This is a genomic window from Polynucleobacter sp. 15G-AUS-farblos, from assembly GCF_018882445.1.
Classification (GTDB): domain Bacteria; phylum Pseudomonadota; class Gammaproteobacteria; order Burkholderiales; family Burkholderiaceae; genus Polynucleobacter.
In genome coordinates, this window is sequence record NZ_JACVOM010000001.1 from 15,136 (window position 1) to 40,010 (window position 24,875).

Annotated in this window: 20 protein-coding genes and 2 tRNA genes; 4 read left to right on the plus strand and 18 right to left on the minus strand. The window is 44.4% G+C overall.

What is annotated here, in order from left to right; genetic code table 11:
- Positions 1–2: 2 nt before the first annotated feature.
- Complete coding sequence (locus tag ICN41_RS00070; RefSeq protein ID WP_216290791.1) at positions 3–677, minus strand: ABC transporter ATP-binding protein; 675 nt, start codon at positions 675–677, stop codon at positions 3–5.
- 94 nt (positions 678–771) lie between these two features.
- On the opposite strand from ICN41_RS00070, the gene ICN41_RS00075 reads away from it, so the two are divergent.
- Positions 772–1,362: an arylesterase gene (locus ICN41_RS00075; RefSeq protein ID WP_255537822.1), complete on the plus strand. Its 591-nt coding sequence runs from the start codon at positions 772–774 to the stop codon at positions 1,360–1,362.
- A 13-nt stretch (positions 1,363–1,375) separates the two neighbouring features.
- Here the strand turns inward: ICN41_RS00075 and ICN41_RS00080 are convergent, their stop codons facing one another.
- From ICN41_RS00080 to ispD, 9 genes are all read right to left on the minus strand, one after another.
- Entirely contained in the window at positions 1,376–2,839 is a 1,464-nt protein-coding gene (locus tag ICN41_RS00080) for a peptidylprolyl isomerase (RefSeq protein ID WP_216290793.1), read from the minus strand.
- Positions 2,840–2,939: 100 nt separating this feature from the next.
- Positions 2,940–3,015, minus strand: a tRNA-Val gene (locus tag ICN41_RS00085).
- A gap of 107 nt (positions 3,016–3,122) precedes the next feature.
- Positions 3,123–5,555, minus strand: coding sequence for an endopeptidase La (gene lon / locus ICN41_RS00090; protein WP_216290794.1), 2,433 nt, complete (start codon positions 5,553–5,555; stop codon positions 3,123–3,125).
- Positions 5,556–5,745: 190 nt separating this feature from the next.
- Positions 5,746–7,107 (minus strand): ATP-dependent Clp protease ATP-binding subunit ClpX, encoded by a 1,362-nt coding sequence (gene clpX, locus ICN41_RS00095; RefSeq protein ID WP_216290795.1) that lies wholly within the window; start codon positions 7,105–7,107, stop codon positions 5,746–5,748.
- Between the two features lie 27 nt (positions 7,108–7,134).
- Positions 7,135–7,758, minus strand: coding sequence for an ATP-dependent Clp endopeptidase proteolytic subunit ClpP (gene clpP / locus ICN41_RS00100; RefSeq protein WP_216290796.1), 624 nt, complete (start codon positions 7,756–7,758; stop codon positions 7,135–7,137).
- 40 nt (positions 7,759–7,798) lie between these two features.
- Positions 7,799–9,136: a trigger factor gene (gene tig, locus ICN41_RS00105; protein ID WP_216290797.1), complete on the minus strand. Its 1,338-nt coding sequence runs from the start codon at positions 9,134–9,136 to the stop codon at positions 7,799–7,801.
- 57 nt (positions 9,137–9,193) lie between these two features.
- Positions 9,194–9,280, minus strand: a tRNA-Leu gene (locus ICN41_RS00110).
- A gap of 120 nt (positions 9,281–9,400) precedes the next feature.
- Positions 9,401–9,904, minus strand: coding sequence for a 2-C-methyl-D-erythritol 2,4-cyclodiphosphate synthase (ispF, locus tag ICN41_RS00115; RefSeq protein ID WP_216290798.1), 504 nt, complete (start codon positions 9,902–9,904; stop codon positions 9,401–9,403).
- 10 nt (positions 9,905–9,914) lie between these two features.
- Positions 9,915–10,664 (minus strand): 2-C-methyl-D-erythritol 4-phosphate cytidylyltransferase, encoded by a 750-nt coding sequence (ispD, locus tag ICN41_RS00120; protein WP_216290799.1) that lies wholly within the window; start codon positions 10,662–10,664, stop codon positions 9,915–9,917.
- A 23-nt stretch (positions 10,665–10,687) separates the two neighbouring features.
- On the opposite strand from ispD, the gene mfd reads away from it, so the two are divergent.
- Together mfd and serB are read left to right on the plus strand one after the other, a co-directional pair.
- Positions 10,688–14,230 (plus strand): transcription-repair coupling factor, encoded by a 3,543-nt coding sequence (mfd, locus tag ICN41_RS00125; RefSeq protein ID WP_216290800.1) that lies wholly within the window; start codon positions 10,688–10,690, stop codon positions 14,228–14,230.
- Positions 14,231–14,254: 24 nt separating this feature from the next.
- On the plus strand, positions 14,255–15,142 hold the full coding sequence (gene serB / locus ICN41_RS00130; RefSeq protein WP_216290801.1) for a phosphoserine phosphatase SerB: 888 nt from the start codon (positions 14,255–14,257) through the stop codon (positions 15,140–15,142).
- 31 nt (positions 15,143–15,173) lie between these two features.
- On the opposite strand, the gene ICN41_RS00135 is transcribed toward serB, so the two are convergent.
- The 7 genes from ICN41_RS00135 to ICN41_RS00165 all read right to left on the minus strand — a co-directional run bounded on the left by ICN41_RS00135 (position 15,174) and on the right by ICN41_RS00165 (position 22,797).
- On the minus strand, positions 15,174–16,358 hold the full coding sequence (locus ICN41_RS00135) for an acetyl-CoA C-acyltransferase family protein (RefSeq protein ID WP_216290802.1): 1,185 nt from the start codon (positions 16,356–16,358) through the stop codon (positions 15,174–15,176).
- An 80-nt stretch (positions 16,359–16,438) separates the two neighbouring features.
- Positions 16,439–17,797, minus strand: a complete 1,359-nt coding sequence (rimO, locus tag ICN41_RS00140) for a 30S ribosomal protein S12 methylthiotransferase RimO (RefSeq protein ID WP_216290803.1) — start codon at positions 17,795–17,797, stop codon at positions 16,439–16,441.
- A gap of 2 nt (positions 17,798–17,799) precedes the next feature.
- Positions 17,800–18,360 carry a polyhydroxyalkanoate synthesis repressor PhaR gene (gene phaR, locus ICN41_RS00145; protein ID WP_216290804.1) on the minus strand — a complete coding sequence of 187 codons (561 nt, stop codon included), beginning with the start codon at positions 18,358–18,360 and terminating at the stop codon, positions 17,800–17,802.
- Positions 18,361–18,468: 108 nt separating this feature from the next.
- Complete coding sequence (locus ICN41_RS00150) at positions 18,469–19,209, minus strand: 3-ketoacyl-ACP reductase (RefSeq protein WP_216290805.1); 741 nt, start codon at positions 19,207–19,209, stop codon at positions 18,469–18,471.
- A 37-nt stretch (positions 19,210–19,246) separates the two neighbouring features.
- Entirely contained in the window at positions 19,247–20,881 is a 1,635-nt protein-coding gene (gene phaC / locus ICN41_RS00155) for a class I poly(R)-hydroxyalkanoic acid synthase (protein ID WP_216290806.1), read from the minus strand.
- 117 nt (positions 20,882–20,998) lie between these two features.
- On the minus strand, positions 20,999–21,760 hold the full coding sequence (gene pgeF, locus ICN41_RS00160) for a peptidoglycan editing factor PgeF (RefSeq protein ID WP_216290807.1): 762 nt from the start codon (positions 21,758–21,760) through the stop codon (positions 20,999–21,001).
- A complete protein-coding gene (locus ICN41_RS00165; RefSeq protein ID WP_216290808.1) occupies positions 21,757–22,797 on the minus strand; it encodes an RluA family pseudouridine synthase in 1,041 nt (346 codons plus the stop codon). Before ICN41_RS00165 ends, pgeF begins: the two co-directional genes overlap by 4 nt.
- A 20-nt stretch (positions 22,798–22,817) precedes the next feature.
- On the opposite strand from ICN41_RS00165, the gene ICN41_RS00170 reads away from it, so the two are divergent.
- Positions 22,818–23,705 carry an outer membrane protein assembly factor BamD gene (locus ICN41_RS00170; protein ID WP_216290809.1) on the plus strand — a complete coding sequence of 296 codons (888 nt, stop codon included), beginning with the start codon at positions 22,818–22,820 and terminating at the stop codon, positions 23,703–23,705.
- On the opposite strand, the gene alr is transcribed toward ICN41_RS00170, so the two are convergent.
- On the minus strand, positions 23,706–24,806 hold the full coding sequence (gene alr, locus ICN41_RS00175; protein ID WP_216291355.1) for an alanine racemase: 1,101 nt from the start codon (positions 24,804–24,806) through the stop codon (positions 23,706–23,708).
- Positions 24,807–24,875: the final 69 nt, after the last annotated feature.

Sequence of the window (24,875 nt, forward strand, 5' to 3'; positions counted from 1 at the left end):
GCCTACAGCAATTTCCCACCCTGAAGTTGTAATTGGCGCTGACAGCGACTGGCTAAGGCTGGGTCATGAGTAACCAAAATTAAGGTGGAATGATTGGCCTGATTTAAGTCAAAAAGTAGGTCTATTACCCTATTGCCGCTAGCCTCATCCAGGCTGCCAGTAGGCTCATCCGCAAATAAAATCTTTGGTTTATTAATGAATGCGCGCGCTAAGGCGACACGCTGCTGCTCCCCTCCCGACAGGGTCTTAGGAAAATGCTTCTGACGATCACCTAGGCCTACCAAATTTAACCACTTAGATGCCTTTTCTTTGGCACTTGAGTCACCCCTGAGCTCTGCAGGCAACATCACATTTTCTAATGCATTTAAATGGGGCAAAAGCTGAAATGATTGAAATACAAAACCTACATGAGCCCCCCTCAGGGATGCTCGACTATCCTCATTTAAGGCATTCAGATCTTGGCCCATTAAAAAGACATTGCCACTTGTAGGTATGTCTAAACCAGCCAAGAGCCCCAATAGAGTACTTTTACCTGAGCCCGAGCTCCCAGTAATGGCGACACTCTCGCCTTCATAAAGGTCAAAACAAATGTCGTGCAAAATACTTAAATCACCATCATTGGTAGATACTTGCTTACTCAAATGATTTGCGCTGAGAACTTTGATTGGATTACTCATAAATATCGTTACTTATATCTCTTAGATGATGAATCAATACAGTAGTTACCGCCCATTTAGTCGACTTATTTTTCTCAGTCTATTTTGCCTGCTTATGTCCATTGTGACATTGACCAAGGCAAATACGACAATTTTGGTTATGGGAGACAGTCTTTCAGCAGAGTATGGCTTAGCGCGAGGGACTGGCTGGGTAAAGCTCCTGGAAGATCAGTTGCAAAAACAATCTAGTCCATGGAAGGTCTTTAACGCAAGCATCAGTGGGGAAACTACCTCAGGCGGCCTTACTAGAATGCCAGCTCTTCTTGAACAGAAAAAGCCTGGGATAGTCCTATTGGAGCTTGGTGCAAATGATGCCCTGCGAGGACTTTCAGTTGAACAGACCGAAAAGAATCTTCGTAAGATGATTCAGGAGAGCAAGAAATCTGGTGCGAAGGTATTGTTATTTGGGATGCAGATACCGCCCAATTACGGTCAGGATTACACCAATCAATTCAAGGCCATCTATTTAAAACTAGCGAAGCAAGAGGGGGTTGAACTCTTACCCTTTTTTTTGCAAGGAATAGCATCTCAAAAAGAGCTTTTTCAAGCAGACAATATTCATCCAAATGAAAAGGCTCAGGAAATTCTTTTTAGAAATGTCTGGGGGGCAATGACGCCTTATCAAAAATTACTAGGCAGCAAGTAAAAAACGAATTGAATTAACTGCCGGCTCCAGTATTGCTTGATTTAAGCGGATTAATTACCTTAACACTCGCAGAGTTACGCCAAAAGGACATAAAGCCAGCAAATTCAGACTGGGCTGCAAGAGCCTGGATCTGTGCTGCTTGGGCTTTATAAACCTTTGGATCGCCACCAGGTGGTTGACGAACTTGGTCCACGCGGTACAAGGTACTACCAACTCCAGGATTAGGAACTGAGACTACGGCAGGCAACTTATCAGCACTAATAGTCATGACATCATCTAATGCAGTACCTAATAAATTAGAGGGCTTGTTACGCGATACCCAGACTGGGGCTGCAAATCCGGCATTATTCCTTGGATCTTTTTGCAAGGATTCATAGCGCTCTGCAGCAGCTGCAATGGCTAATTTTTCAGCAGCACGTTGACTTACCTGCCGCTTTACTTCAGCCGCAACATCTTTGAATGGAAGAGTTTGCGCAGGATGAAATGTGACAACGCGAGCGGATACAAAAACACCGGGAGAAACTTGAACCGCTTCAATATTACGTTTGTTTTTTACTGCCTCATCCCCAAATAAAGATTGAACTACCTTTGGATTGGCAAGTGGGTGATCCTTAGAGCCTGAAATAAAACCACTACGCGTTAGTCCTTTTTGACTTTGAACAGATATCTTCAACTTATCTGCAGCAGGCCTAAGGCTATCCGATTGATCATATGTGAGATTTGCAAAGATATCAGCCTTCTCGCTAAACACTTTTGCATCTTCTTTAGGATCAGCTCTTAGGACAATGTATTCCACATCAACATATTCAGGGCTTACAAATAACTTAGCATTAGCCTCATAGAAGGCTTGGAGCTCATCTTGGCTTGGGCTCACCTTGGATAAATAATCTTTTGCGTTAAATGATAAGACTTGAACTTGTCTTTCAGTTTCATACAGCGTAGAAATGATCTCGGAGATTTTTGGCGTAGCTAACTCAGTTCTTGTTACAGAATTTAAGAGCTGACTTATCTTCAGATCAAAAGCCTGACTTGCATAAAATTGCTCTTCGTTTAGACCATTACTAGTCAATAGTTGCTTAAATCGAGCATCATCAAAACTTCCGTCAGGCTTATAAAGCGCTCTAATTTGAGGAATATTTTGGAGGCTTTTAATCAGCGCCTCTTTACCTACCTGTAAATGCAAATTATTGACGGCAAATCCTAGAATGCGCTGTTGAAGTAATTCATTTAAAACTGCCTGACGAAATTGCAAGCTTTGAGCAATTTGCAAATTACCACCGGCACGCTCTGCTTGACGCTTTGCGCTCATCTCTACTTCTTGGGCTGTAATGGGTCTTCCATCCACTTTAACCAAATCAGTTTCTTTATCCATGAACTCGGAATAGCTTGATATTCCAAAAAAGGCGAAGGAAGGAACAATAACTAACATCAGCGCGAACTGCATTAATCTTTGGTGCTTGCGGATTGTGTCAAACATGGAGTAGATCGCTAGTAATGAATAAGTAAACCGTTAGTTTACTAGGCAGAAGAAGATGAGGTGTGAGCTTGCCTGGAAAAGGCTGGAAATGGTAAAGATTTGGTGGGCGCTGAGAGGATCGAACTCCCGACATTCTGCGTGTAAGGCAGACGCTCTACCAGCTGAGCTAAGCGCCCCAAATTATTACAAACAAGATTGTAACCTAAACATCAAAAAGAACATGATTTCCCGTCAATTTAAGCTGAAAACTCTAGATTAAAACGACGGGAAACTCCCTTGTAGATTAATGCTTAAGCACTTCCCCAGAAGAAACCTTTTCTGTCGCTTTGCTGGCTTCTGAAGCCTTTTTAGCCAACTCTTCAGGGCTTGGGTCTGGCAATGCCTCAGGCATTCTCTCCAACGCCAGCTCTAGCACTTTATCAATCCAGCGAACAGGAACAATTTCAATTGCGTTCTTCACGTTATCAGGAATATCAATTAAATCTTTGACATTTTCCTCGGGAATTAAAGCAAGCTTAATTCCACCGCGATGGGCAGCCAGAAGCTTCTCTTTTAGGCCGCCAATCGGCAAGACCTCTCCACGCAAAGTTATCTCCCCTGTCATTGCCACATCAGAGCGGATTGGAATACCCGTAAATACTGAGACCAGCGCAGTAGTAATAGCAATACCAGCTGAAGGACCATCTTTGGGAGTCGCGCCATCTGGAAAGTGGATATGAATATCTTTCTTTTCAAAGGCCTCATCCGTAATACCAAGACGACGAGCTCTCGAGCGCACGACAGTACGAGCTGCCTCAACAGACTCTTTCATCACATCGCCGATTGAACCTGTACGGGTAATGACACCCTTTCCCGGCATGGTAGCTGCTTCAATAGTTAAGAGATCTCCTCCAACTTCTGTCCAAGCTAAGCCGGTTACTTGCCCAATCTGATTTTCTTTTCCAGCCAATCCAAAGTCATACATCCGAACTGAGAGGAATTTTTCAAGATTATCTGCATTCACCACAATTGGAGCAGCTTCTTTCTTTAAGAGTAATAACTTAACGACCTTGCGGCAGATCTTGCTGATTTCACGCTCTAGGGATCGCACGCCTGCTTCGCGCGTGTAGTAGCGAATAATGCTCCTTACGGCGCTATCATCAATCTTTAACTCATCTATCTTCAGGCCGTTATTTTTGATCTGCTTGGGAATAAGGTAATTCACAGCAATGCTGGTTTTTTCATCCTCGGTGTAACCCGCTAGACGAATGATTTCCAGACGATCTAGCAAAGGACCGGGAATATTGAGTGAGTTTGAGGTAGCAACGAACATCACGTCAGATAGATCAAAATCCACTTCAACATAGTGATCTTGGAAAGTATGATTTTGCTCTGGATCTAAAACCTCTAGCAAAGCACTGGCTGGGTCACCACGAAAATCCATACCCATCTTATCGACTTCATCTAGCAGAAAGAGTGGATTGCGAACACCTACCTTGGTAAGGCTAGACAAAATCTTGCCTGGCATAGAACCAATGTAAGTGCGACGATGTCCACGAATTTCAGACTCATCACGCACACCGCCTAAGGCCATGCGAACAAATTTACGATTTGTAGCACGGGCAATAGATTGGCCCAAGGAAGTTTTACCAACACCCGGAGGGCCTACTAGACAGAGAATGGGAGCCTTCACTCGATCAACGCGTTGTTGAACAGCGAGATACTCCAAAATACGTTCCTTGACCTTATCTAATCCATAGTGGTCTTCATCTAATACTTTTTCAGCATTAGTTAGGTCATTATTGATCTTTGTTTTTTTCTTCCATGGAAGATTGACTAAGGTATCAATAAAGTTTCGAATTACAGTCGCTTCAGCCGACATTGGAGACATGAGCTTCAGTTTCTTAAGCTCAGATTCTGCCTTCTTTAGAGCCTCTTTAGGCATCTTGGCAGCTTTGATGCGCTTTTCTAGCTCCTCTAAATCAGCGCCCTCTTCGCCTTCACCAAGCTCCTTTTGAATTGCTTTAACTTGCTCATTAAGGTAGTACTCACGCTGACTTTTTTCCATCTGACGCTTAACACGTCCACGGATACGTTTCTCTACTTGCAAGATGTCTATCTCACTTTCAAGATCGGCTAAGAGACTTTCCAATCTCTGAACAACATCTACCATTTCTAGGAGACGTTGCTTTTGTTCAAGCTTAACTGGAAGATGCGCGCAGATAGTATCTGCAAGGCGACTTGGGTCATCAATACCTCCAAGTGAGGACAAAATCTCTTGTGGAACTTTTTTATTCAGTTTTACGTACTGATCAAACTGCGCCATGATGGCACGACGTAATGCTTCTGTTTCATGGGCATCTAGAGAATCCATTGCTGTTGGTGTAGCCTCGCAATTGAAGTAACCCATGCTATCTTCAATCTGACTTACCTCAGCGCGTTGCACGCCTTCTACAAGTACCTTTACTGTGCCATCTGGCAATTTGAGCATCTGCAAGATGTTGGCGATACAGCCAACCTCATAGAGGTCTTCAATCGAGGGCTCATCCTTAGCGGCTGCTTTTTGAGCCACTAAGAGAACATTCTTGCCGGTTTCCATTGCAGCTTCTAAGGCTTTAATGGATTTAGGGCGACCCACAAATAAAGGGATCACCATATGAGGGAATACAACTACATCCCGCAGAGGGAGCAAAGGTAGTTGAATCGGTTCAGAGGGTAGTAATAGGTGGCCAGGCATGGGGCAATTCCTCCAAAGTAATCAATCCTCAAGTGTCTACGTCTAGTGGTATTTAAAGCATAAACCACTAGATACAGACTTTATTCTTGAATAGCATACTACCTATATGGGTAGCACTTTGAGAAATTCAAGGGGGAAAAGGGTCAAAAAGAGGCAAAAATGCCTTAAAAATAGCGAAAACCCTAAGAAATTAAGCTTTTTTACTTAATTCTGGCTGTTCAGCATCTAGCTTATAAACTAACAGAGGCTTTCCACCCTCTGCAATGCTGGATTCGTCGATAACCACTTTTTGGACGTTCTTTAAAGACGGTAAGTCGTACATCACGTCCATTAAAGAGCCTTCAAGGATAGACCGAAGTCCTCGAGCACCAGTCTTACGGGCAATCGCCTTCTTGGCAATGGCTGAAAGGGCTTCGCGACGCACTTCTAGTTCTGAGCCTTCCATTGTCAAAAGTGCTTGATATTGTTTTACTAGCGCATTTTTAGGCTCAGTCAGAATCTGAATCAAAGCTTCTTCATCCAGCTGGGCCAAGGTTGCCACCACGGGAAGACGACCAATCAATTCAGGAATTAAACCAAACTTAATTAAATCTTCTGGCTCAACCTCAATCAGAAGATCGCTGACACCGCGATCATCTTTACCGGGAACTGTGGCATTAAAACCAATACCGGTTTTAGCAGTGCGTTGTTGAATTACCTTTTCAAGCCCATCAAAAGCACCGCCACAAATAAATAAAATATTGGTTGTATCAACTTGTAAAAAATCTTGGTTAGGATGCTTGCGACCGCCCTGTGGGGGTACGGAAGCCATTGTGCCTTCTACCAGCTTCAGTAAGGCTTGCTGAACACCCTCACCTGATACATCGCGAGTGATGGATGGATTGTCAGACTTACGTGAAATTTTATCAATCTCATCGATATAGACAATGCCACGCTGTGCTTTTTCAACGTTGTAGTCGCAAGCTTGCAATAGTTTTTGAATAATGTTTTCAACATCCTCACCAACATAACCCGCTTCAGTTAAGGTGGTGGCATCAGCCATTACAAAAGGAACATCGAGCATGCGAGCTAATGTTTGTGCCAGCAAGGTTTTGCCTGAGCCTGTAGGCCCAATCAACAAAATATTGCTTTTAGCTAGTTCAACTCCATCAACCATCGCCTTGGCTGGAAGTTTGGTTTCTTTTTTATCTGCCGCTTCAATTGGCTTACCATCTTTATCCAACTTCACCTTCTTAGGTTTAGGCAAGTATTGAAGACGCTTGTAGTGGTTGTAAACCGCAACTGCTAGGGTTTTTTTAGCATGGTCCTGACCAATCACATATTGATCGAGATTTTCGCGAATCTGGTGAGGGGTTGGCAAAGCTTCATCGCCAGTCTCTTTAGGAAGTTTAGCGATTTCCTCTTGAATAATGTCTGTACATAAATCAATGCACTCATCACATATAAAAACAGATGGCCCAGCAATGAGCTTTTTTACTTCATGCTGGCTTTTGCCGCAAAAAGAGCAATACAGAACTTTATCTGTTGAATTATTGGAGTTGGTATCGCTCAATTTGCTTGCCTAGGTTGCTAGTAAATATCAAGGACGCTTATCAATCACTTTATCGATCAGACCATATTCACGAGCTTGCTCAGCAGACATGAAATTATCACGATCAGTGTCTTTGGCGATCGTATCAATAGATTGACCAGTGCGGTCGGCTAAGATCTTGTTCAAACGCTCACGCAGATACAGAATCTCACGCGCCTGAATTTCAATATCCGAAGCTTGCCCACGAGCTCCACCAAGCGGTTGATGGATCATGACTCGAGAATTAGGCAATGCGTAACGCTTACCTTTTTCACCAGCACACAATAAGAAGGCGCCCATACTTGCCGCCATGCCCATACACAGAGTGCTCACATGTGGCTTTATAAATTGCATGGTGTCATAAATTGCGAGACCAGCAGATACTGAGCCACCCGGAGAGTTAATGTACAAAGAAATCTCTTTGTCAGGATTTTCACTCTCCAAAAAGAGAAGCTGTGCAATGACTAAGTTTGCAGTTTGATCATTCACCTCACCCACCAAGAAAACAACGCGCTCTCTTAATAGGCGTGAGTAAATATCGTAGGCACGTTCACCCCTACCAGAGGTTTCTATCACCATGGGAACCAAGCCCAATCCTTGTGGTTCTATATATTCAGATTGGAGATGGTTCATGTTGAGAGCCCTTTAAAAGTAATAGGTGGCAATGAAACGATTAATTAAGCTTACTTAATTCTTCAAAGCTTACGGCTTTATCAGTCACTTTAGCAAGCGATGTGAAGTATTTGATGACGTTATCTTCTAAAACTAGGTTTTCAATATCTTTTAGACGGCTTGGATTGCTGTAGAACCAACGAACCACTTCTTTCGGGTCCTCGTATGTAGCAGCTTGCTCATCAATTTCAGCTTTAATTTGATCGGCCGTCGCTGTCAAGTTTTGCTTTTTAACCAACTCACTCAAAATAAGGCCCAAACGGACGCGTTTGAGAGCTTGCTCAGCAAACAGTTCTGCGGGGATTGGTACATCTTTTGCATTGGGAACACCGCGTTGCGTCAGATCCTGACGAGCACCTTCCACCAAGCGTTCTTGTTCCGAAGCTACTAAAGATTTGGGCGCATCTAGATCGCAAATAGAGTTTAATTTCTCCATCACTTCACCTTTCAATAACGTGGTGATGCGACGCTTTACTTCTCGATCTAAATTTTCTTTTACGTCGGCGCGCATCTTGGCAACGCCACCCTCAGTAATACCTAGTGACAAAGCGAAAGCATCATCAACGACTGGCATATGAGCCCAGTTCACTGACTTCACAGTAATTGTAAATTCAGCAGTTTTACCGGCAACATCCTTACCATGGTAATCGGATGGAAAGCTCAATGGAAATGATTTACTTTCGCCTGCTTTTAGCCCTAAAGTCGCTGCCTCAAATTCTGGAAGCATGCGACCTTCGCCCAATACATATTCAAAATTTTCAGCTTTACCGCCAGCAAACTCAACGCCATCAATTTTGCCAACGAAATCGATTACTACTTGATCGCCCGCTTGGGCTGCAGTATTGGCACCGCCATCACCGTGCGCACCAGCTTGGCCGCGTGGATGGTAATGCACTTGCTGTTTACGAAGAACATCTATTGCGCGGTCAATTTCTGCATCGCCAATTTCAGTGGTGTACTTGCTGACTTCTGCACTACTAATGTCTCCGATTTTGACTTCAGGCAGCACTTCAAAAAAGGCTTCAAAAACAACTTTGTCAGCTCCGAGCTCACTTTTTGGTTCGAGTCTTGGTTGGCCAGCAAGTGCAATTCCCTCTTTCTGACTGAGCTCATAAAAGAGTTCGGCGGCTTTATCAAACTGAAGCTCGTAATCCACTTGCATACCGTGCTGCTTTTCAACAATATTCTTAGGAACTTTGCCAGGACGAAATCCAGCTATTTTCATGGTCTTACCAACTTTTGCTAAGCGGGCTTCACGTGCTTTTGCCAAATCGGCGCGAGCGAACTCCAAAGTTATTTTACGGTCCAGTGAACCTAAGTTTTCTATTTGCACAGCCATTCTCGTCTCTTAATTGAAGATCAGGGTATGTGAAGTCCAGGCCAAGTGGCAATCTTGTGGTGCGAGGAGGGGGACTCGAACCCCCACACCATTTCTGGCGTCAGGACCTAAACCTGGTGCGTCTACCAATTTCGCCATCCTCGCGATATCCGCAAACACTGCCAAGCCTAAACTTCACTCTAAAGACCGTAATTCTACAATGCTTGGGGGTTTAGAGGATCTTGTAGGTCAGATTGGTGGCTAGCAAGACAGATTACTGGGGTATTAAGCCTTATAGACTAGGGCTACGGCATGAACTGCAATACCCTCACCTCGACCCAAATGCCCAAGCAATTCGTTCGTCTTGGCTTTTAGATTGACGTGACTGGGCGTTACAGCTAAATCGGCAGCAATATTGCGTACCATTTCTGGCAGGAATTCTGCTAGCTTAGGCTTCTGACAAATGATCGTGGCATCGACATTTCCGATATGAAAGCCAGCTGCTTGAACCTTTTGCAAGGCCGCTCTGAGCAATATACGACTATCCATATCCTTAAATTGTGGGTCAGTATCTGGAAATAGCTGGCCAATATCATTTAGGCCAGCGGCACCCAACAAGGCATCCGTTAAAGCATGCAGCAAGGCATCTGCATCAGAATGGCCCAATAAACCTTTTACATAAGGCACGTGAACACCACCAAGAATGAGTTTGCGGTCTGTTACCAAAGCATGGACGTCATAGCCCTGCCCAATACGGAATTGAGGAATGTGTAGTGGGACTTGAGTCATAGGCTTAGGATTATTTTTGAGTTGACTGGAGTAACAATTGCATTAAATCCCAATCTGCAGGATGAGTCACCTTGAAGTTGCGAATTGCGCCTTCTATCAATAAAGGCTGAAAGCCTGCTAACTCCATGGCGCTAGCTTCATCGGTGATATCAGCTTCAAGCCGAATGGCATTGACAAGTGCTTCATGCAAATCATGAATACCAAACATCTGCGGCGTTTGAGCTTGCCATAAATGCGCTCGCGGAATCGTCTTTTCAGAATGAGGAATATTGCCAGCAATGACGGAATCTAAATCTGCTTGCTTAAGAGTGTCTGCCAATGGAATGGCTAATAAGCCCCCCGCATTTCCAGCACCAACTGCATGAATCAACTTCTCAATTAACTGAGGGGTAATCCCTGGGCGTGCAGCATCATGAACCAGAACCCAATCATTCTGATCCAAACCTGAATCCAGCATCGCGGCTAGGGTATTGCGTACTGTTTCTTGACGAGTTGGTCCACCAGTAGGGAGAACGTGAATAGGCTTATTGCCTATAACAAGATTATTTAACAGCGGATGATCAACAAAGCCTGGACTCACACCAAGCCATATTGACTCAATGTGTGGTGATTCTATAAATGCCCCAAGAGCATATTCCAGCATCGGTCTTCCTGCCAGCAGCTGGAATTGTTTTGGCAGTTCACCACCGAGGCGCAGCCCAGAGCCCGCTGTAGGTAGGAGCGCATGACACTTCTTGCTGGTTTGATTTGTGAAACCCATGCCTGATTCTATAATGAGCCAAGATGTCTGATGCATTAAATCTTGTTACCCCCATACCCGCTCCACGGGCTGGGCAGCGCTTTACCTTCTCGGGCCTAGTAGGCTCGGCTGATGCCGCTTTAATAGCCCAATCTGCCATCCAATATCGCAGTCTTTTTTCAGTGATGGTGATCTTTTGCGCCCAAGCTCAAGAGGCGCAAAGGCTCTTAGAAGAAATACCTGCTTTTGCCCCTCAGTTAAAGACTCGCCTACTTCCAGACTGGGAAATTCTTCCTTATGACCACTTTTCACCACATCAGGATTTAGTCTCTGAACGACTAGCTACCCTTTATGAGTTATTGAATGGTAGTTGCGACATTGTTTTGGTTCCCATCACTACAGCATTACAAAGACTTGGTCCTCCCCATTTTTTATCAGGCCATACCTTTTTCTTTAGGCAAGGTGACAAGTTAAATGAGGTCGCACTAAAGCTGCAACTTCAGCAAGCTGGGTATGACCCAGTAAGTGCAGTGATGAGGCCCGGGGAGTACAGCATTCGAGGTGGATTAATTGATCTATTTCCGATGGGATCCAGTCTTCCATATCGTCTTGACCTATTTGGTGATGAAATCGAACAAATACGGGCCTTCGATCCAGACACCCAACGCAGTCTTTATCCAGTAAAAGAGGTTCGTCTTCTTCCTGGTCACGAATTTCCTTTCGATGACGTATCGCGTACCGCCTTTAGAAATCGATGGCGCGAAGTTTTTGAAGGCGATCCTACCCGTTGCTCAATTTACAAGGATGCAAACTTAGGCATACCAAGCGCTGGTATTGAATCATATCTACCAATGTTTTTCGAAGAACAATCAAGTCTCTTTGATTACTTCCCTCGCTCTGGCGACCCAGTATGGATCTGGAGTGCTGGCGATATTGAGGAAACCATCCGTGGATTTTGGAAAGATACCCAGTCTCGCTATGAATTTTTAAAGCACGATTTAGATAGACCCATTCTTCCGCCTAAGCAATTATTTTTAGATGTAGATGAATTTTTTTCCTCTGCCAAACCACATGCACGTATAGCCCTTGAATTTGACTCATCGGATCAAGCACACTTTTATCCAGTTCCAGATCTAGCGGTTCATCGCCGAGATGCTGATCCTATTGCAAAGCTTCGGGCTTTAGTATCAGCAGAAAAAGTACGGCTACTGATATGTGCCGATAGCGCAGGACGTAAGGAATCTATTCGTCAACTTTTGGAAGAGAGTAATTCAGTAGCCGGCGCAAATGGTAAACCCCTCTTCCAACTCAAGCCTGAGGGCTTTGAAGGTGTTGCTGATTTTATTAAGAGTGAAGCCTCATTTGGATTAGTTACAGCACCTCTATTTAATGGCTTTTCTTGGCCAGATCAAAATTTAATTGTTATAACGGAAGCAGAGTTATTTACTGCGACGGCAAGACAAAGACGTAAAGGTAAGGGGTCTGAGAGTGCTGATCCAGACATGCTCTTTAAGGATTTATCTGAGCTCAAGATTGGAGATCCGGTTGTTCATGCAGAACATGGAATTGGCCGCTATCAGGGGCTAGTCCTCCTCAATATTGCTGCAGCTAAAGAAACACCTATTTTTGAAGAGTTTCTTCATCTGCAATATGCAGGCCAGGCTACCCTCTATGTCCCTGTACAACAACTGCAAATGGTCACTCGTTATGCGGGATCTGATCCAGATTCAGCCCCGCTACATCAGCTTGGTTCAGGACAGTGGGATAAAGCCAAACGTAAGGCTGCCCAACAGATTAGAGATACTGCGGCGGAGCTTTTAAGTCTATATGCTGCTAGAGCGATTCGCAAAGGTCATGCATTTGAGTTTTCTGCCCATGACTATGCAGCTTTTTCTGAGAGTTTCGGATTTGAAGAAACGCCTGATCAAGCAAATGCAATTGCCGCCGTCATTGGCGATATGACTAGTGGCAGCCCGATGGATCGATTGGTTTGCGGTGATGTTGGCTTTGGTAAGACTGAGGTGGCCTTGCGCGCGAGCTTTGTGGCAGTGATGGGCGGCAAACAAGTTGCTATCTTAGCACCGACCACTCTACTGGCTGAACAACATGTTGCCACCTGGAAAGACCGCTTTGCTGATTGGCCTGTCCGTATCGTTGAACTCTCTCGCTTTAAAACTACTAAGGAAATTAATGCTGCACTAGAGGCAATAGCCAAAGGTGAAGCAGATATCATAATTGGCACTCATAAATTGCTTTCAAAAGAAACGCAATTTGCAAATCTTGGTCTAGTCATTGTGGATGAGGAGCATCGCTTTGGCGTAAGACAAAAGGATGCCCTCAAGGCCCTGCGTGCAGAGGTAGATATCCTAACCCTAACTGCAACACCGATACCAAGAACACTCGGGATGGCAATGGAAGGCCTTAGAGAATTTTCCATTATTGCTACAGCCCCGCAAAAACGTTTAGCAATTAAAACGTTTGTTCGTCGCGAAGGTGATGGCGTAATCAGAGAAGCCGTACTACGTGAGATTAAGCGAGGCGGTCAAGTTTACTTCTTACATAACGAAGTGGAAACGATTGAAAACCGTAAGCACGCTTTACAAGAACTGATTCCTGAAGCCCGTATTAGCGTAGCACATGGACAAATGCATGAACGAGAGCTGGAATCAGTGATGCGTGAATTTGTTACGCAAAGAACCAATATCTTGCTATGCACCACTATTATTGAAACTGGTATTGATGTACCTACTGCAAATACCATCATCATGCACCGAGCAGATAAATTTGGTTTAGCTCAGCTCCATCAACTTAGGGGGCGTGTAGGTCGATCCCATCATCAAGCCTATGCCTATCTATTAGTTCCAGATCCTGAGGCGCTGAGTAAACAAGCGCAATTGCGCTTAAATGCGATTCAAGCCATGGAAGAATTGGGTTCTGGCTTTTATTTGGCAATGCATGATCTTGAAATCCGCGGCGCCGGAGAAGTACTTGGCGATAAACAATCAGGTGAAATACACGAGATCGGTTTTCAGCTGTATACAGAGATGCTTAATCGTGCAGTGAAATCTTTGCGCAGTGGAAAAGAACCAGATCTACTTGCCCCATTACAGGCGACTACTGACGTTAACTTGGGAGTACCTGCCCTACTCCCTAATGATTATTGCCCTGATGTGCATGAAAGACTGTCTTTATACAAACGCTTTGCTAGTACAAATGACTTTTCAGAGCTAATGGGTTTGCGCGAAGAATTAGTAGATCGCTTTGGCGATCTTCCTGATCAGGCTAAATCCTTCTACGAAACCCATCGACTACGTTTAGAAATGGCTGGCTTTGGAATAAAGAAGATTGATGCTTTCCCCGCTTCTATTCAAATTCAGTTCATTCCCAATCCACCATTAGATCCCATGAAGATTATTCAGCTCATTCAAAGCTCAAAATATATTCAACTCAATGGACAAGATAAGCTGAAGATATTGCCGCAAAAAGACCGTGAATTTGAAAAGTTAGAGCAACGGCTCGATGCAATCCGTCAGGTCTTGCGTCGCCTGAATGAATCAGCCATGCTCAATACTGTCCAAGCAAATTAAATAATCACGATTATGATTAATACTATGTCCCTGCTTACTCTCCTTGCGATTTCTCGTGACCCTATAGCGCAGAAGTTCAGTTTTGAGCTTAAAGAAGCAGCACTTCAATATGGCGCAAGCTTACATACCGAAGGCGAGCAATCATTTAATGGCACATATTATTCAGAACGCTGGGTTAGCAATCAACTCCTAGACACACAACAGCGAGAGCACTTGCGCTTGATTACTAATAAATACAGCGCAGATCTATGTTTTTTAAAGCCTGATCTCAATACAAATCCTATTCGCGTGTTAGCTATGGATATGGACTCAACCTTAATCAATATTGAGTGTATTGACGAAATTGCTGATTTCACAGGAAAAAAAGCGGCTGTTGCCCAGATTACTGAAGCCACTATGCGTGGTGAAATTAAAGACTTCAAGGAAAGCCTTCGTCGTCGTGTTGCGCTACTAGAAGGAGTGCCTGCAGACACCTTAGAGGCTGTTTATCGCGAAAGATTACGCCCAAATCCTGGCGCTGCTGAACTTTTAGCAGGCGCCCATGAGCGCGGCATCTTTACTTTATTGGTTTCGGGTGGATTTACCTTCTTTACTGAGAAGTTAAGACAGCAATTTGACCTGAAGCGGACACAAGCTAATACCCTCGAAATCATAGACAACAGACTGACTGGCAAAGTCTTGGGAGACATTGTTGATGGCTTTGCTAAAGCTTTCTATTTAGATGAGGTCTGCAGTAATTTAGGCTGTACTAAAGTCAATTCCATGACGATGGGCGATGGAGCGAATGACCTCATCATGATGACTGGCTCCGGCATCAGTGTTGCATACAGAGCTAAGCCAGTAGTTAAAGAAAAAGCCGACGCAGCTTTTGACTACGTCGGCTTAGATGCTGCCTTACTTTTGATTGCCTAGAGCATATTTCTAGTAATCATAGTAATTGGTTTTACATGCGCTCGAAAATTGTAGCGATACCCTGACCACCACCAATACACATTGTTACTAGTGCGTACTTACCTTGAACTCGTTGCAGTTCATGAATTGCTTTAGTAGCAATTGCAGCACCAGAGCAACCAATTGGGTGACCAAGCGCAATCGCGCCACCATTCACGTTTGTTTTTGCCGGATCTAGACCCAAGCCTTTTGTAACAGCCAAAGCTTGTGCTGCAAAAGCTTCATTGGACTCAATAACATCCATTTGATCAAGCTTGAGACCTGCGCGCTCGAGAGCAAGCTTGGTTGCTGGGATTGGGCCTTCACCCATAATATGGTTTGGCACACCAGCGACCGCATAAGAAACCAGACGTGCGATTGGCTTATGACCCGCCTTCTTCGCTGTTTCTGCATCTGCAAGAACAAAGAATGCTGCGCCATCATTAATACCTGATGCATTTCCAGCAGTAACGCTTCCCCCTTCTTTCTTAAACACAGCCTTCATTTTTCCGAGGGTTTCCATTGTGGTGTCTGGCTTGCAATGTTCATCAGTATCAAAAACCACATCGCCTTTGCGTGACTTAATGGTGATTGGAACGATTTGAGATTTAAAGCGACCTTCTTTAATGGCATGGGCAGCACGGCGATGAGATTCCATCGCCAGCGCATCTTGCTCTTCGCGGGTCAACTTCCATTTTTCAACTAAATTTTCAGCGGTAACACCCATGTGTCCAACGCCAAAAGGATCGGTCAAAACAGCAACCATCAAGTCGAGCATCTTGGTATCACCCATGCGAGCACCGCTGCGCATTGCTGGTGATCCATACATACCGCGGGACATCACTTCTACGCCGCCGCCAACACCATAATCGCAATCGCCGAGCATGATTTGCTGGGCAGTTGTAACAATCGCTTGAAGACCTGAGCTACAAAGACGATTTAAGGCCATCGCCACAGATTCCATTGGCAGACCTGCTTGAATTGCTGCAACACGAGCAACATAGGCATAACGACTATCAGTTGGAATGGTATTTCCCACTGTGACATAGTTAATCAATGCTGGATCTACACCAGAGCGTGCAACAGCTTCTTTCATCACAATACCGCCAAGTTCAGAAGGCTCAAAACTGCTGAGGGAGCCATTAAAGGAACCAATTGCGGAACGAACAGCACTCAAAACTACGACATCACGACTCATATCAATCCCCTTAGCTGTGCCTAAAAATTAGGCTTTATTACACTTAATTAAGACTTCAACAAACAATTTAATAACATACTTCAAGTTTCGGCTATTAGGTCATGCCCTTGGGAGCTAACAACGGTTACCCGTATGATTTCTCCGGACCGATAGCGTTTTGAGGGTTTATTTGCGGGTAGAACCCTCACCAGGCCATCGATTTCAGGGGCATCACCAATGGTTCGCCCAATTCCGCCTGATTCATCCACGCGGTCAATTAGGACCTGGATGCGCTTACCCACTTTTTTGGTCAGACGCTTGATGGATATTTCTTCCGCTTTAGCCATAAATCTAGCTCGACGCTCTTCACGAATCGCATCAGGCACAGGATTATCAAGTTGATTAGCAATTGCCCCATCAACAGGTGAGTATGCAAAACAACCAGCCCTGTCGATTTGAGCATCATCAAGGAAATTTAATAAATATTCGAACTCTTGTTCGGTCTCACCTGGAAAGCCAGCAATGAAAGTGCTGCGGATAACTAAATCAGGACATGCCTCACGCCAAGCCAAAATCCGCTCAAGATTTTTTTCGCCACTTGCTGGGCGTTTCATTCTTTTCAATACATCTGGATGCGCATGCTGCAATGGAATATCTAGATACGGCAGCACTCCGTAACCATGCTCCGAAAATTCAGCCATTAAAGGCAAAATATCGTCAACATGCGGGTATGGATAGACATAGTGAAGTCTTACCCAGGCTTGATGCTCTCGTGCAATTTGATTTAGCGCATTGACCAAATCAAACATTCTGGTTTTGACTGGCTTACCATCCCAAAATCCAGTTCGATATTGAATATCGACGCCGTAAGCGCTAGTATCTTGTGAAACTACCAACAGCTCCTTGACCCCAGATTCAAAGAGGCGCTTAGCTTCGAGTAGAACTTCGCCGATGGGTCTTGAGACTAAATCACCTCGCAGACTTGGGATGATGCAAAAGGTGCAGCGATGATTGCAGCCTTCTGAAATTTTGAGATATGCGTAATGCCTTGGTGTGAGCTTAACGCCGGTTGACGGCACTAAATCAGTGAATGGATCATGCGGCTTAGGTAAATGAAGATGGATGGCCTGCATTACTTCATCAGTGGCATGGGGTCCAGTAACGGCCAGGACTTTAGGGTGGATGCTCTGTATGAGATCAGAGCCATCTGGATTTTTCCTGGCCCCTAAGCAGCCCGTAACAATCACCCTGCCATTTTCAGCAAGAGCTTCGCCAATCGCTGAAAGACTTTCTTCTACCGCTGAATCAATAAAGCCGCAAGTGTTTACCACTACTAAATCAGCGCCCGAATAATCCTTAGCGGTTTCATAACCTTCAGCGCTAAGCTGAGTCAATATCAGTTCTGAATCTACTAGCGCCTTAGGGCAACCCAAGGATACAAACCCAATTTTTCCCGCCACAACTATTCTTTTTCTGTTTTATTAGGCTGAGGGGTAAATGGGAAGCCGCCAAACATATTTTGTGAGCCTTGCATTTGTTCCTGCATTTTGATGAACAAGTCTTTGCTTTGCTCCATATAGCTACCCATTAAATTTTGCATTAATGGATTTTGAATATTCAGCATCTGGGACCAAGCTTCTGGAGTACTGCCTGCACCTAGTCCCTTAGTTTGATCGCCTAACTTATTATGAATATCAACAAAGGACTGCATTGTTTTTTCTAAATAATTTCCCATCAAACCTTGCATGGAGTTTCCATAAAAGCGAATGATTTGAGAAAGCATCTGAGATGAAAATACTGGCGCCCCGCCAGCCTCTTCCTCGAGAATAATTTGCAACAAAATATTGCGAGTTAAATCTTCTTCGGTTTTAGCATCAACAACTTTAAAAACCTCATTAGCCATGACTAAGCCCTTGATATCGGCCAAGGTCACATAAGTGCTGGTCTGGGTGTCATACAGACGACGATTGGGATATTTCTTAATGAGTCGCTCTTCGCCAACTCGCTTTGCTCTAGTAGCCATGGTTTTCCTTACTTAGTACCGCAACGCAACATCGGCATAGTTTATCCCTAGTTTGACCAAAAGGTAAATTAGCCGTGTTGCGCCTCCTTCAATATCAGCAAATGCTGTTTAACCGGTATGAATACCGCCATTTAAGGAGAAATCAGCTCCTGTGGCGTAACCACCATCATCTGATGCAATCCAGCAGCAAATCGAAGCAATTTCCTCTGGGGTACCTAAGCGCTTGACGGGGATTCCTGCAACGATCTTCTCCAAAACATCCTCACGGATCGCTTTGACCATATCTGTCCCAATATAGCCAGGAGAAACGGTATTAACCGTAACCCCTTTGGTTGCCACTTCTTGAGCTAGGGCCATCGTAAATCCGTGCAAACCTGCTTTAGCAGTGGAATAGTTAGCCTGTCCAAACTGGCCTTTTTGACCATTTACAGAGGAGATGTTGATAATTCGACCCCAATTGTTATCGACCATTCCATCAATCACTTGCTTAGTTACGTTAAATAGTGAATTGAGGTTAGTGTCAATAACGGCCTTCCAGGCATCCGGAGTCATTTTGCGGAAAACGCTGTCTCGAGTGATACCAGCGTTATTCACCAATACATCGACACGGCCCACTTCGGCCTTGACTTTCTCAAACGCTGCTACCGTACTATCCCAGTCCGAAACGTTACCCTCAGAGGCAATGAAGTCATATCCTAAGGCCTTCTGCTCACCAATCCAGCGGTCTTTACGAGGTGAATTAGGGCCACAGCCGGCGATGACCTTAAAACCATCTTTGGCTAAACGCTGGCAAATTGCGGTACCAATTCCACCCATGCCACCAGTTACATATGCGACTTTTTGAGACATTACTTTCCCCTTTTAAAAACCTTCATTAATCATTCACTTACTTAATTGCAAGATCCGCTTTTTCCTTGACGTAAACGCCGGGAGCAGCTTCCATTTTTTTATACTTCGCATTTCCAAATGTTGTACTTGCAGACTTTTGCTTACCTGCAAATTGTTCAAGCCATTTTGTATAGTTTGGCCACCAACTTCCTGGAATTTGTTTTGCCCCTTCCAGCCACTCTTCCGCTGTTGCCGCTATCTTATTATTCTCAAAGTAATAGCGTTTATTCTTAGCCGGCGGATTAATGACTCCAGCAATATGACCAGATGCACCAAGTACAAAACGATTTTTACCCTTGAGCAAATGGGTAGATTCATAAGCAGATTGCCATGGAACAATATGATCTTCCTGTGATGCATATAAATAGGCAGGGCATTTAATCTTGCCTAAATCGATTTTTTCGCCACAGATAGTGACCTTATTAGGCTTCACTAAGTCATTTTGTAAGTAGGTATGTCTCAAATACCAACAATACATAGCACCAGGAAGATTCGTAGAGTCGCCATTCCAATAAAGCAAATCAAATGGTGGCGGAGAGTTACCTTTCAGGTAGTTCTCCACAACATAATTCCATACGAGATCATTTGGACGTAGAAAAGAAAAGGTATTGCCAAGGTCTAAGCCAGACATCATTCCGTACTTACCACCCTTGCCGCCAATAGTGTTTTCACGCATCTCAACCATGCCCTCATCAATGAAGACATCCAAAATGCCGGTATTGGTGAAATCAAGCAAGGTAGTAAACAGGGTCAAACTAGCGGCAGGATGCTCATTGCGCGCCGCTAAGACGGCTAAGGCAGATGTTGTTAAGGTACCGCCAACGCAGAAGCCAAGAATATTAATTTGATCCGTGTCACCAATTTCTTTTACAACATCGATTGATTTAATAACACCTTTACCTACATAGTCATCCCAACTTACCTCAGCCATAGATGGATCTGGATTCTTCCATGAAACCAAAAAGACCGTATGACCCTGGGCAACCATATGACGCACTACTGAGTTATCGGGCTGCAAATCCAGTATGTAGTATTTATTAATACAAGGGGGCACCATCAAATATGGTCGTTCAAATACTTGCTCTGTTAGTGGCGTGTATTGAATTAATTCAAATAATTCATTTCGGAATACAACATGGCCTTCGGTAGTTGCAATGTTTTTACCAACTTCAAATGCGCTCTCATCCGTTTGGGAGACTTTCCCTTTTTTCATATCTCCCAATAAATTGACAATTCCTTTTTGAATCGATTGCCCTTGGGTACTAATAATGTTTTCAAGTACCTCTGGATTGGTTGCAATGAAATTCGATGGCGATAACGCATCAATCATTTGTTCAGTTGTAAATAAAATCTTTTGCTTTGACTTTTCATCCGTCTCAACTGCTTTAGCTAAAGCCATTAAGTGTTTTGAGTTCAAGAGATAGGTAGCGGCAATGACCTTGCTCCAGGATGAATTCCAGGCCTTACCTGCAAAACGACGATCTTTCACTTCAATTGCCTCTGGGTTGGTCGCTATATGGGCCAACTCAGTGAAATATTCTTTTTGAATTTCTGTCAAACGCTCAGGCGGAATTAACGCCATATGGTGCGCTGCCAAAGATGGGGTGGCGCCGTGATTCATGCCTGCAAACATAATATTCTCTTCATTTATGAGTAGTCATTCTCCATCTAGAAGGAATATAGGGTTATACGCAATAACCCTAGCCCTAGGGCAAATCTAGTAGTAACCCCGATGAATCACTAAAGACTGCTATTTAGCAATCCAAATCATGGAGGCAAATCGACCAGTTACACCATTTCGACGATATGAATAAAAATGCTCTGAATCACTGAAAGTGCACATCTGACCACCAGCAACTTGTTTTAACCCAATGGCTAGCAAACGATTTGTAGCGATGGAGTAAAGATCAGCTAGATATTTACCCTTTTTATTGGGTATGGCTTGAAAGTCGCCCTTTTTAATACTGATGCTCGATGATTGAAAGGCACTATATACATCCTCACCCACCTCATAAGCCTTGGGACCAATAGCTGGCCCCATATAAGCCAATAAATCTGAGCTTTTCAGATGGCTTCTAGAAGCCAGCATTTCAGAAACAGTATTCTCAAGAATTCCAGCACATAAGCCTTTCCATCCAGCATGAGCGGCCCCAATAATGGACCCATCATTTGCCGTAAACAAAACAGGCAAACAATCTGCTGTCATGATGGTTAAAACTTCATTTGGGGTAACGCTAATAATGGCATCCGCAACTATAGGTTGGCCAGTCATATTAATACGTTGATCTGGGGTACTCACAAGGGTGCTGTGAACTTGATTTAACCAAATGGGGTCTGATGGAAGATGCCTGCGTAACAAATCACGATTGTGCGCAACCAATTCCAAACTGTCGCCGACATGGTCTCCAAGATTAAGAGAATCGTAAGGGATCTTACTCACACCACCCAAACGTGTACTCACTAAGGAGTGCACTTGATAAGGGGCTGGCCAAATGGGCTTTATAAACTTCATTCCCGCCGCTCATTGTGAATTGATGCTAATAAAGTCTCATGCTTTGGCAAGTCAACAGAACTTATCCCAACAATTGGCATTAGCTCCATTAAATCTTCTGGAGGGGTTTGAAACCAAGTCATCAACTCATGATTTAAAGGATGCTCAAGGGTAAGCGCATAGGCATGCAAGGCTTGCCTTGCAAAGGGTAAAGACTTTGATGCAGCAGGCGCTTTTTTTCGATAAACAGGATCGCCCAAGATTGGCAGCCCTAAGGACTCCAAGTGAACCCGAATTTGATGGGTACGTCCGGTTTCTAAGCGGCACTCAAGTAATGCCAAAGAGGCCTCATTAAATAAGCCCTTGGCTAAGCGACGAAATAATGTTGCGGCAGGTTTACCTTGTGCAGTTCCAGCCGCCATTTTTAGACGATCGCGTTGATCGCGCCCTACTGTTGCCAATACCTTGCCTTGACTTGGTGCTTCACCCCATACCCATGCTAAATATCGCCTTCCAACCGTTCGCTCTTGAAGTTGTTTTACCAATGCGGTCTGCGCTTGCGAGGTTCTTGCAACTACCATCAACCCAGAAGTATCTTTATCGAGGCGATGAACGATGCCAGCACGCGGCAAATTTTTGAGCTCTGGATATTGAAATAAAAGGCCATTCAGCAAAGTTCCAGACCAGTTTCCTGCAGCAGGATGAACCACTAAACCCGGAGGCTTGTTAATCACAATGATCGACGGATCCTCATAAATAACCTCCAAAGGAATATCCTCAGGATTAAATGCAAACTGCTCAGGCATCTCTTGTGGAAAAACCTTAATACTTTCACCACCATGAAGTAAATATCGGGCTTTTGTTACCTTGCCGTCGACCATAACCGCCCCCGCTTCAACCCATGCTTTCAAGCGATTGCGGGAATAATCAGGCAAAAAGCTTGCTAGGACCTTATCCAAGCGTTCACCAGCCATGTCTTGGGGAATCTCTAGGGCAATGAAATCCTCATCATCGATATAATCAATGGGATTCGAATCAGGAGTTTGCGGCAATGCCACGCTTAAGAAGCCTTTCAGTTATGTCCGACGTAGTTTTAGATGCCAGTTTAAGGCTTGCCGTGGATTCTGCTTCGCCTAAATCAGCTCTATTTACTAGTTCAAGGCTTTTTACCCTATTCCTTCTGAGTTTGGTGGCAACAATCCTTTTAACTGGCTGCGCAGGTAGCGATGGTCAAAAGGACGATACCGATACCTGGTCAGAGGCCAAATTGTATTCTGAGGCAACTGAAAAATTAAATGATGCAGACTTTGGAAAATGTGGCAAATACTTTGAAAAACTAGAAGCGCGTTTTCCATTTGGCCCCTACTCTCAGCAAGCACAAATTAATGCTGCGTATTGTTACTGGAAGGCAATGGATACAACTCAAGCCTTAGTCTCGATTGATCGCTTCATTAAATTACACCAAGGAAATGCAAATTTAGATTACGCCTACTATCTCAAAGGTTTAATCACCTTTAATGATGATCTTGGGTGGCTTGGTAGATTCACTGGACAAGACCTGAGCGAGCGAGATCCTAAAGCAGCCAAGGATGCATTTGAATCTTTCAAGGTTGTAGTGGAGCGCTTCCCCAATAGTAAATATGCGCCTGATTCACTAGATCGGATGCGCTACATCGTGAACTCACTAGCCGAGGCCGATGTGATTATTGCTCGCTTTTACTACCAACGCGGAGCTTATCTAGCTGCAGCTAATCGTGCGCAGTTGGTTGTCCGTGATTATGATCGCGCCCCTGCAGTTGAAGAGGCGCTTTACCTGCTCTATAAGTCTTATGAAAAACTAGGTATGGTTGAGCTAAGTAATGATACGGCTCGGGTATTTAAATTGAACTTTCCAGATAGTCCAATGCTAGAAACCGGCATGCGCTCTAAAAGAGAACGTAAATGGTGGCAGATCTGGAATAAGTAATTATTTAATTGATACTGGCACGCGGGGCGCTACTGCACAAAGTAATTCGTAGCCAATAGTGCCACTCATTTGAGCAACCTCATCTACCGGCACTTGATCGCCCCATAATTCCACGACAGAGCCAATTTTGGCTTTTGGGGCGTTTCGAAGGTCTATCGTCAACATATCCATTGAAACGCGGCCAACAATAGGACAGGACAGTCCGGCACCATCGTCAGTAGCATTAAAGACCCAAACAGGAGTGCCGTCTTTTGCATGCCGTGGATAGCCATCCGCATAGCCGCAAGCCACTATCCCAACCCGCATTGCTTCAGTTGCTTCGTATCGACCACCGTAACCAATACGATCACCAGGATTTAATTCTTGGATATCAATGATTTCACTGTGGAGTTGCATAACAGACCTTAGGTTTGCATGTTCGATGTCCGCAAATTTTCCTGTAGGTGATGCTCCATAGAGCATGATGCCTGGACGTACCCAGTCTCCAAGCGCATTTCGATGCCACAAAATAGCGGCGGAATTTGCAAGGGATGTGGGGGCATCAAGATCCTCAATTGTTTGACTAAAGACCTCCATCTGTTTGCCTACGGATGGCTGCTGATCGACTTGATCTGCATTTGCAAAATGGGTCATATGGTGAAGGTGGTATCCGGCGGCATGAAGGCGGTGGTAAACAGTTCTGTATTGAGATGGCTTAAACCCTAGTCGGTTCATCCCAGAGTTCATCTTCAAAAAGACATTAAAGGGCATATGGGCTTTACCTTCAAAATGCTCCAGCCACTGCACTTGAGTTTCACAATGAACCACTAAATCGCAATCTAGTTGCTGAGCAAGGTCCAGCTCATTTTCATGAAATAAACCCTCTAAAAGTAGGATACGGCCCTCCCAGCCCTGCTGCCTCAACCAACGGGCATCCTCTATATCCAATAGCGCAAAGCCGTCAGTAGAGGCCAAACCCTCGATAGCGGCATTAAAAGAATGCCCATACGCCCTAGCCTTAATGACCGCCCAAATCTTAGATTCTGGCGCGAGGGCCCGAACTCGATTTAAGTTATGCTGAAAGGCTTCTGTGTGAATAGATGCCAAAATTGGTCTGTTTATCAGGCCATTTGCTGGACTACCCATATTCACCCGCCCTTTCATGCTTTAATAACATTCATGACTAGATTG

What these genes read in the sequence shown, in the direction of transcription:
- tig (WP_216290797.1), bottom strand. Translation starts at nt 9,136, where the DNA reads ATGGCTGTGCAAATAGAAAACTTAGGTTCACTGGACCGTAAAATAACT.
- clpP (WP_216290796.1), bottom strand. Translation starts at nt 7,758, where the DNA reads ATGAACCATCTCCAATCTGAATATATAGAACCACAAGGATTGGGCTTG.
- ispD (WP_216290799.1), bottom strand. Translation starts at nt 10,664, where the DNA reads ATGGGTTTCACAAATCAAACCAGCAAGAAGTGTCATGCGCTCCTACCT.
- ICN41_RS00135 (WP_216290802.1), bottom strand. Translation starts at nt 16,358, where the DNA reads ATGAGTCGTGATGTCGTAGTTTTGAGTGCTGTTCGTTCCGCAATTGGT.
- serB (WP_216290801.1), top strand. Translation starts at nt 14,255, where the DNA reads ATGTCCCTGCTTACTCTCCTTGCGATTTCTCGTGACCCTATAGCGCAG.
- phaR (WP_216290804.1), bottom strand. Translation starts at nt 18,360, where the DNA reads ATGGCTACTAGAGCAAAGCGAGTTGGCGAAGAGCGACTCATTAAGAAA.
- ICN41_RS00170 (WP_216290809.1), top strand. Translation starts at nt 22,818, where the DNA reads ATGTCCGACGTAGTTTTAGATGCCAGTTTAAGGCTTGCCGTGGATTCT.
- ICN41_RS00150 (WP_216290805.1), bottom strand. Translation starts at nt 19,209, where the DNA reads ATGTCTCAAAAAGTCGCATATGTAACTGGTGGCATGGGTGGAATTGGT.
- ICN41_RS00075 (WP_255537822.1), top strand. Translation starts at nt 772, where the DNA reads ATGTCCATTGTGACATTGACCAAGGCAAATACGACAATTTTGGTTATG.
- mfd (WP_216290800.1), top strand. Translation starts at nt 10,688, where the DNA reads ATGTCTGATGCATTAAATCTTGTTACCCCCATACCCGCTCCACGGGCT.
- pgeF (WP_216290807.1), bottom strand. Translation starts at nt 21,760, where the DNA reads ATGAAGTTTATAAAGCCCATTTGGCCAGCCCCTTATCAAGTGCACTCC.
- ICN41_RS00070 (WP_216290791.1), bottom strand. Translation starts at nt 677, where the DNA reads ATGAGTAATCCAATCAAAGTTCTCAGCGCAAATCATTTGAGTAAGCAA.
- ICN41_RS00080 (WP_216290793.1), bottom strand. Translation starts at nt 2,839, where the DNA reads ATGTTTGACACAATCCGCAAGCACCAAAGATTAATGCAGTTCGCGCTG.
- lon (WP_216290794.1), bottom strand. Translation starts at nt 5,555, where the DNA reads ATGCCTGGCCACCTATTACTACCCTCTGAACCGATTCAACTACCTTTG.
- phaC (WP_216290806.1), bottom strand. Translation starts at nt 20,881, where the DNA reads ATGTTTGCAGGCATGAATCACGGCGCCACCCCATCTTTGGCAGCGCAC.
- ispF (WP_216290798.1), bottom strand. Translation starts at nt 9,904, where the DNA reads ATGACTCAAGTCCCACTACACATTCCTCAATTCCGTATTGGGCAGGGC.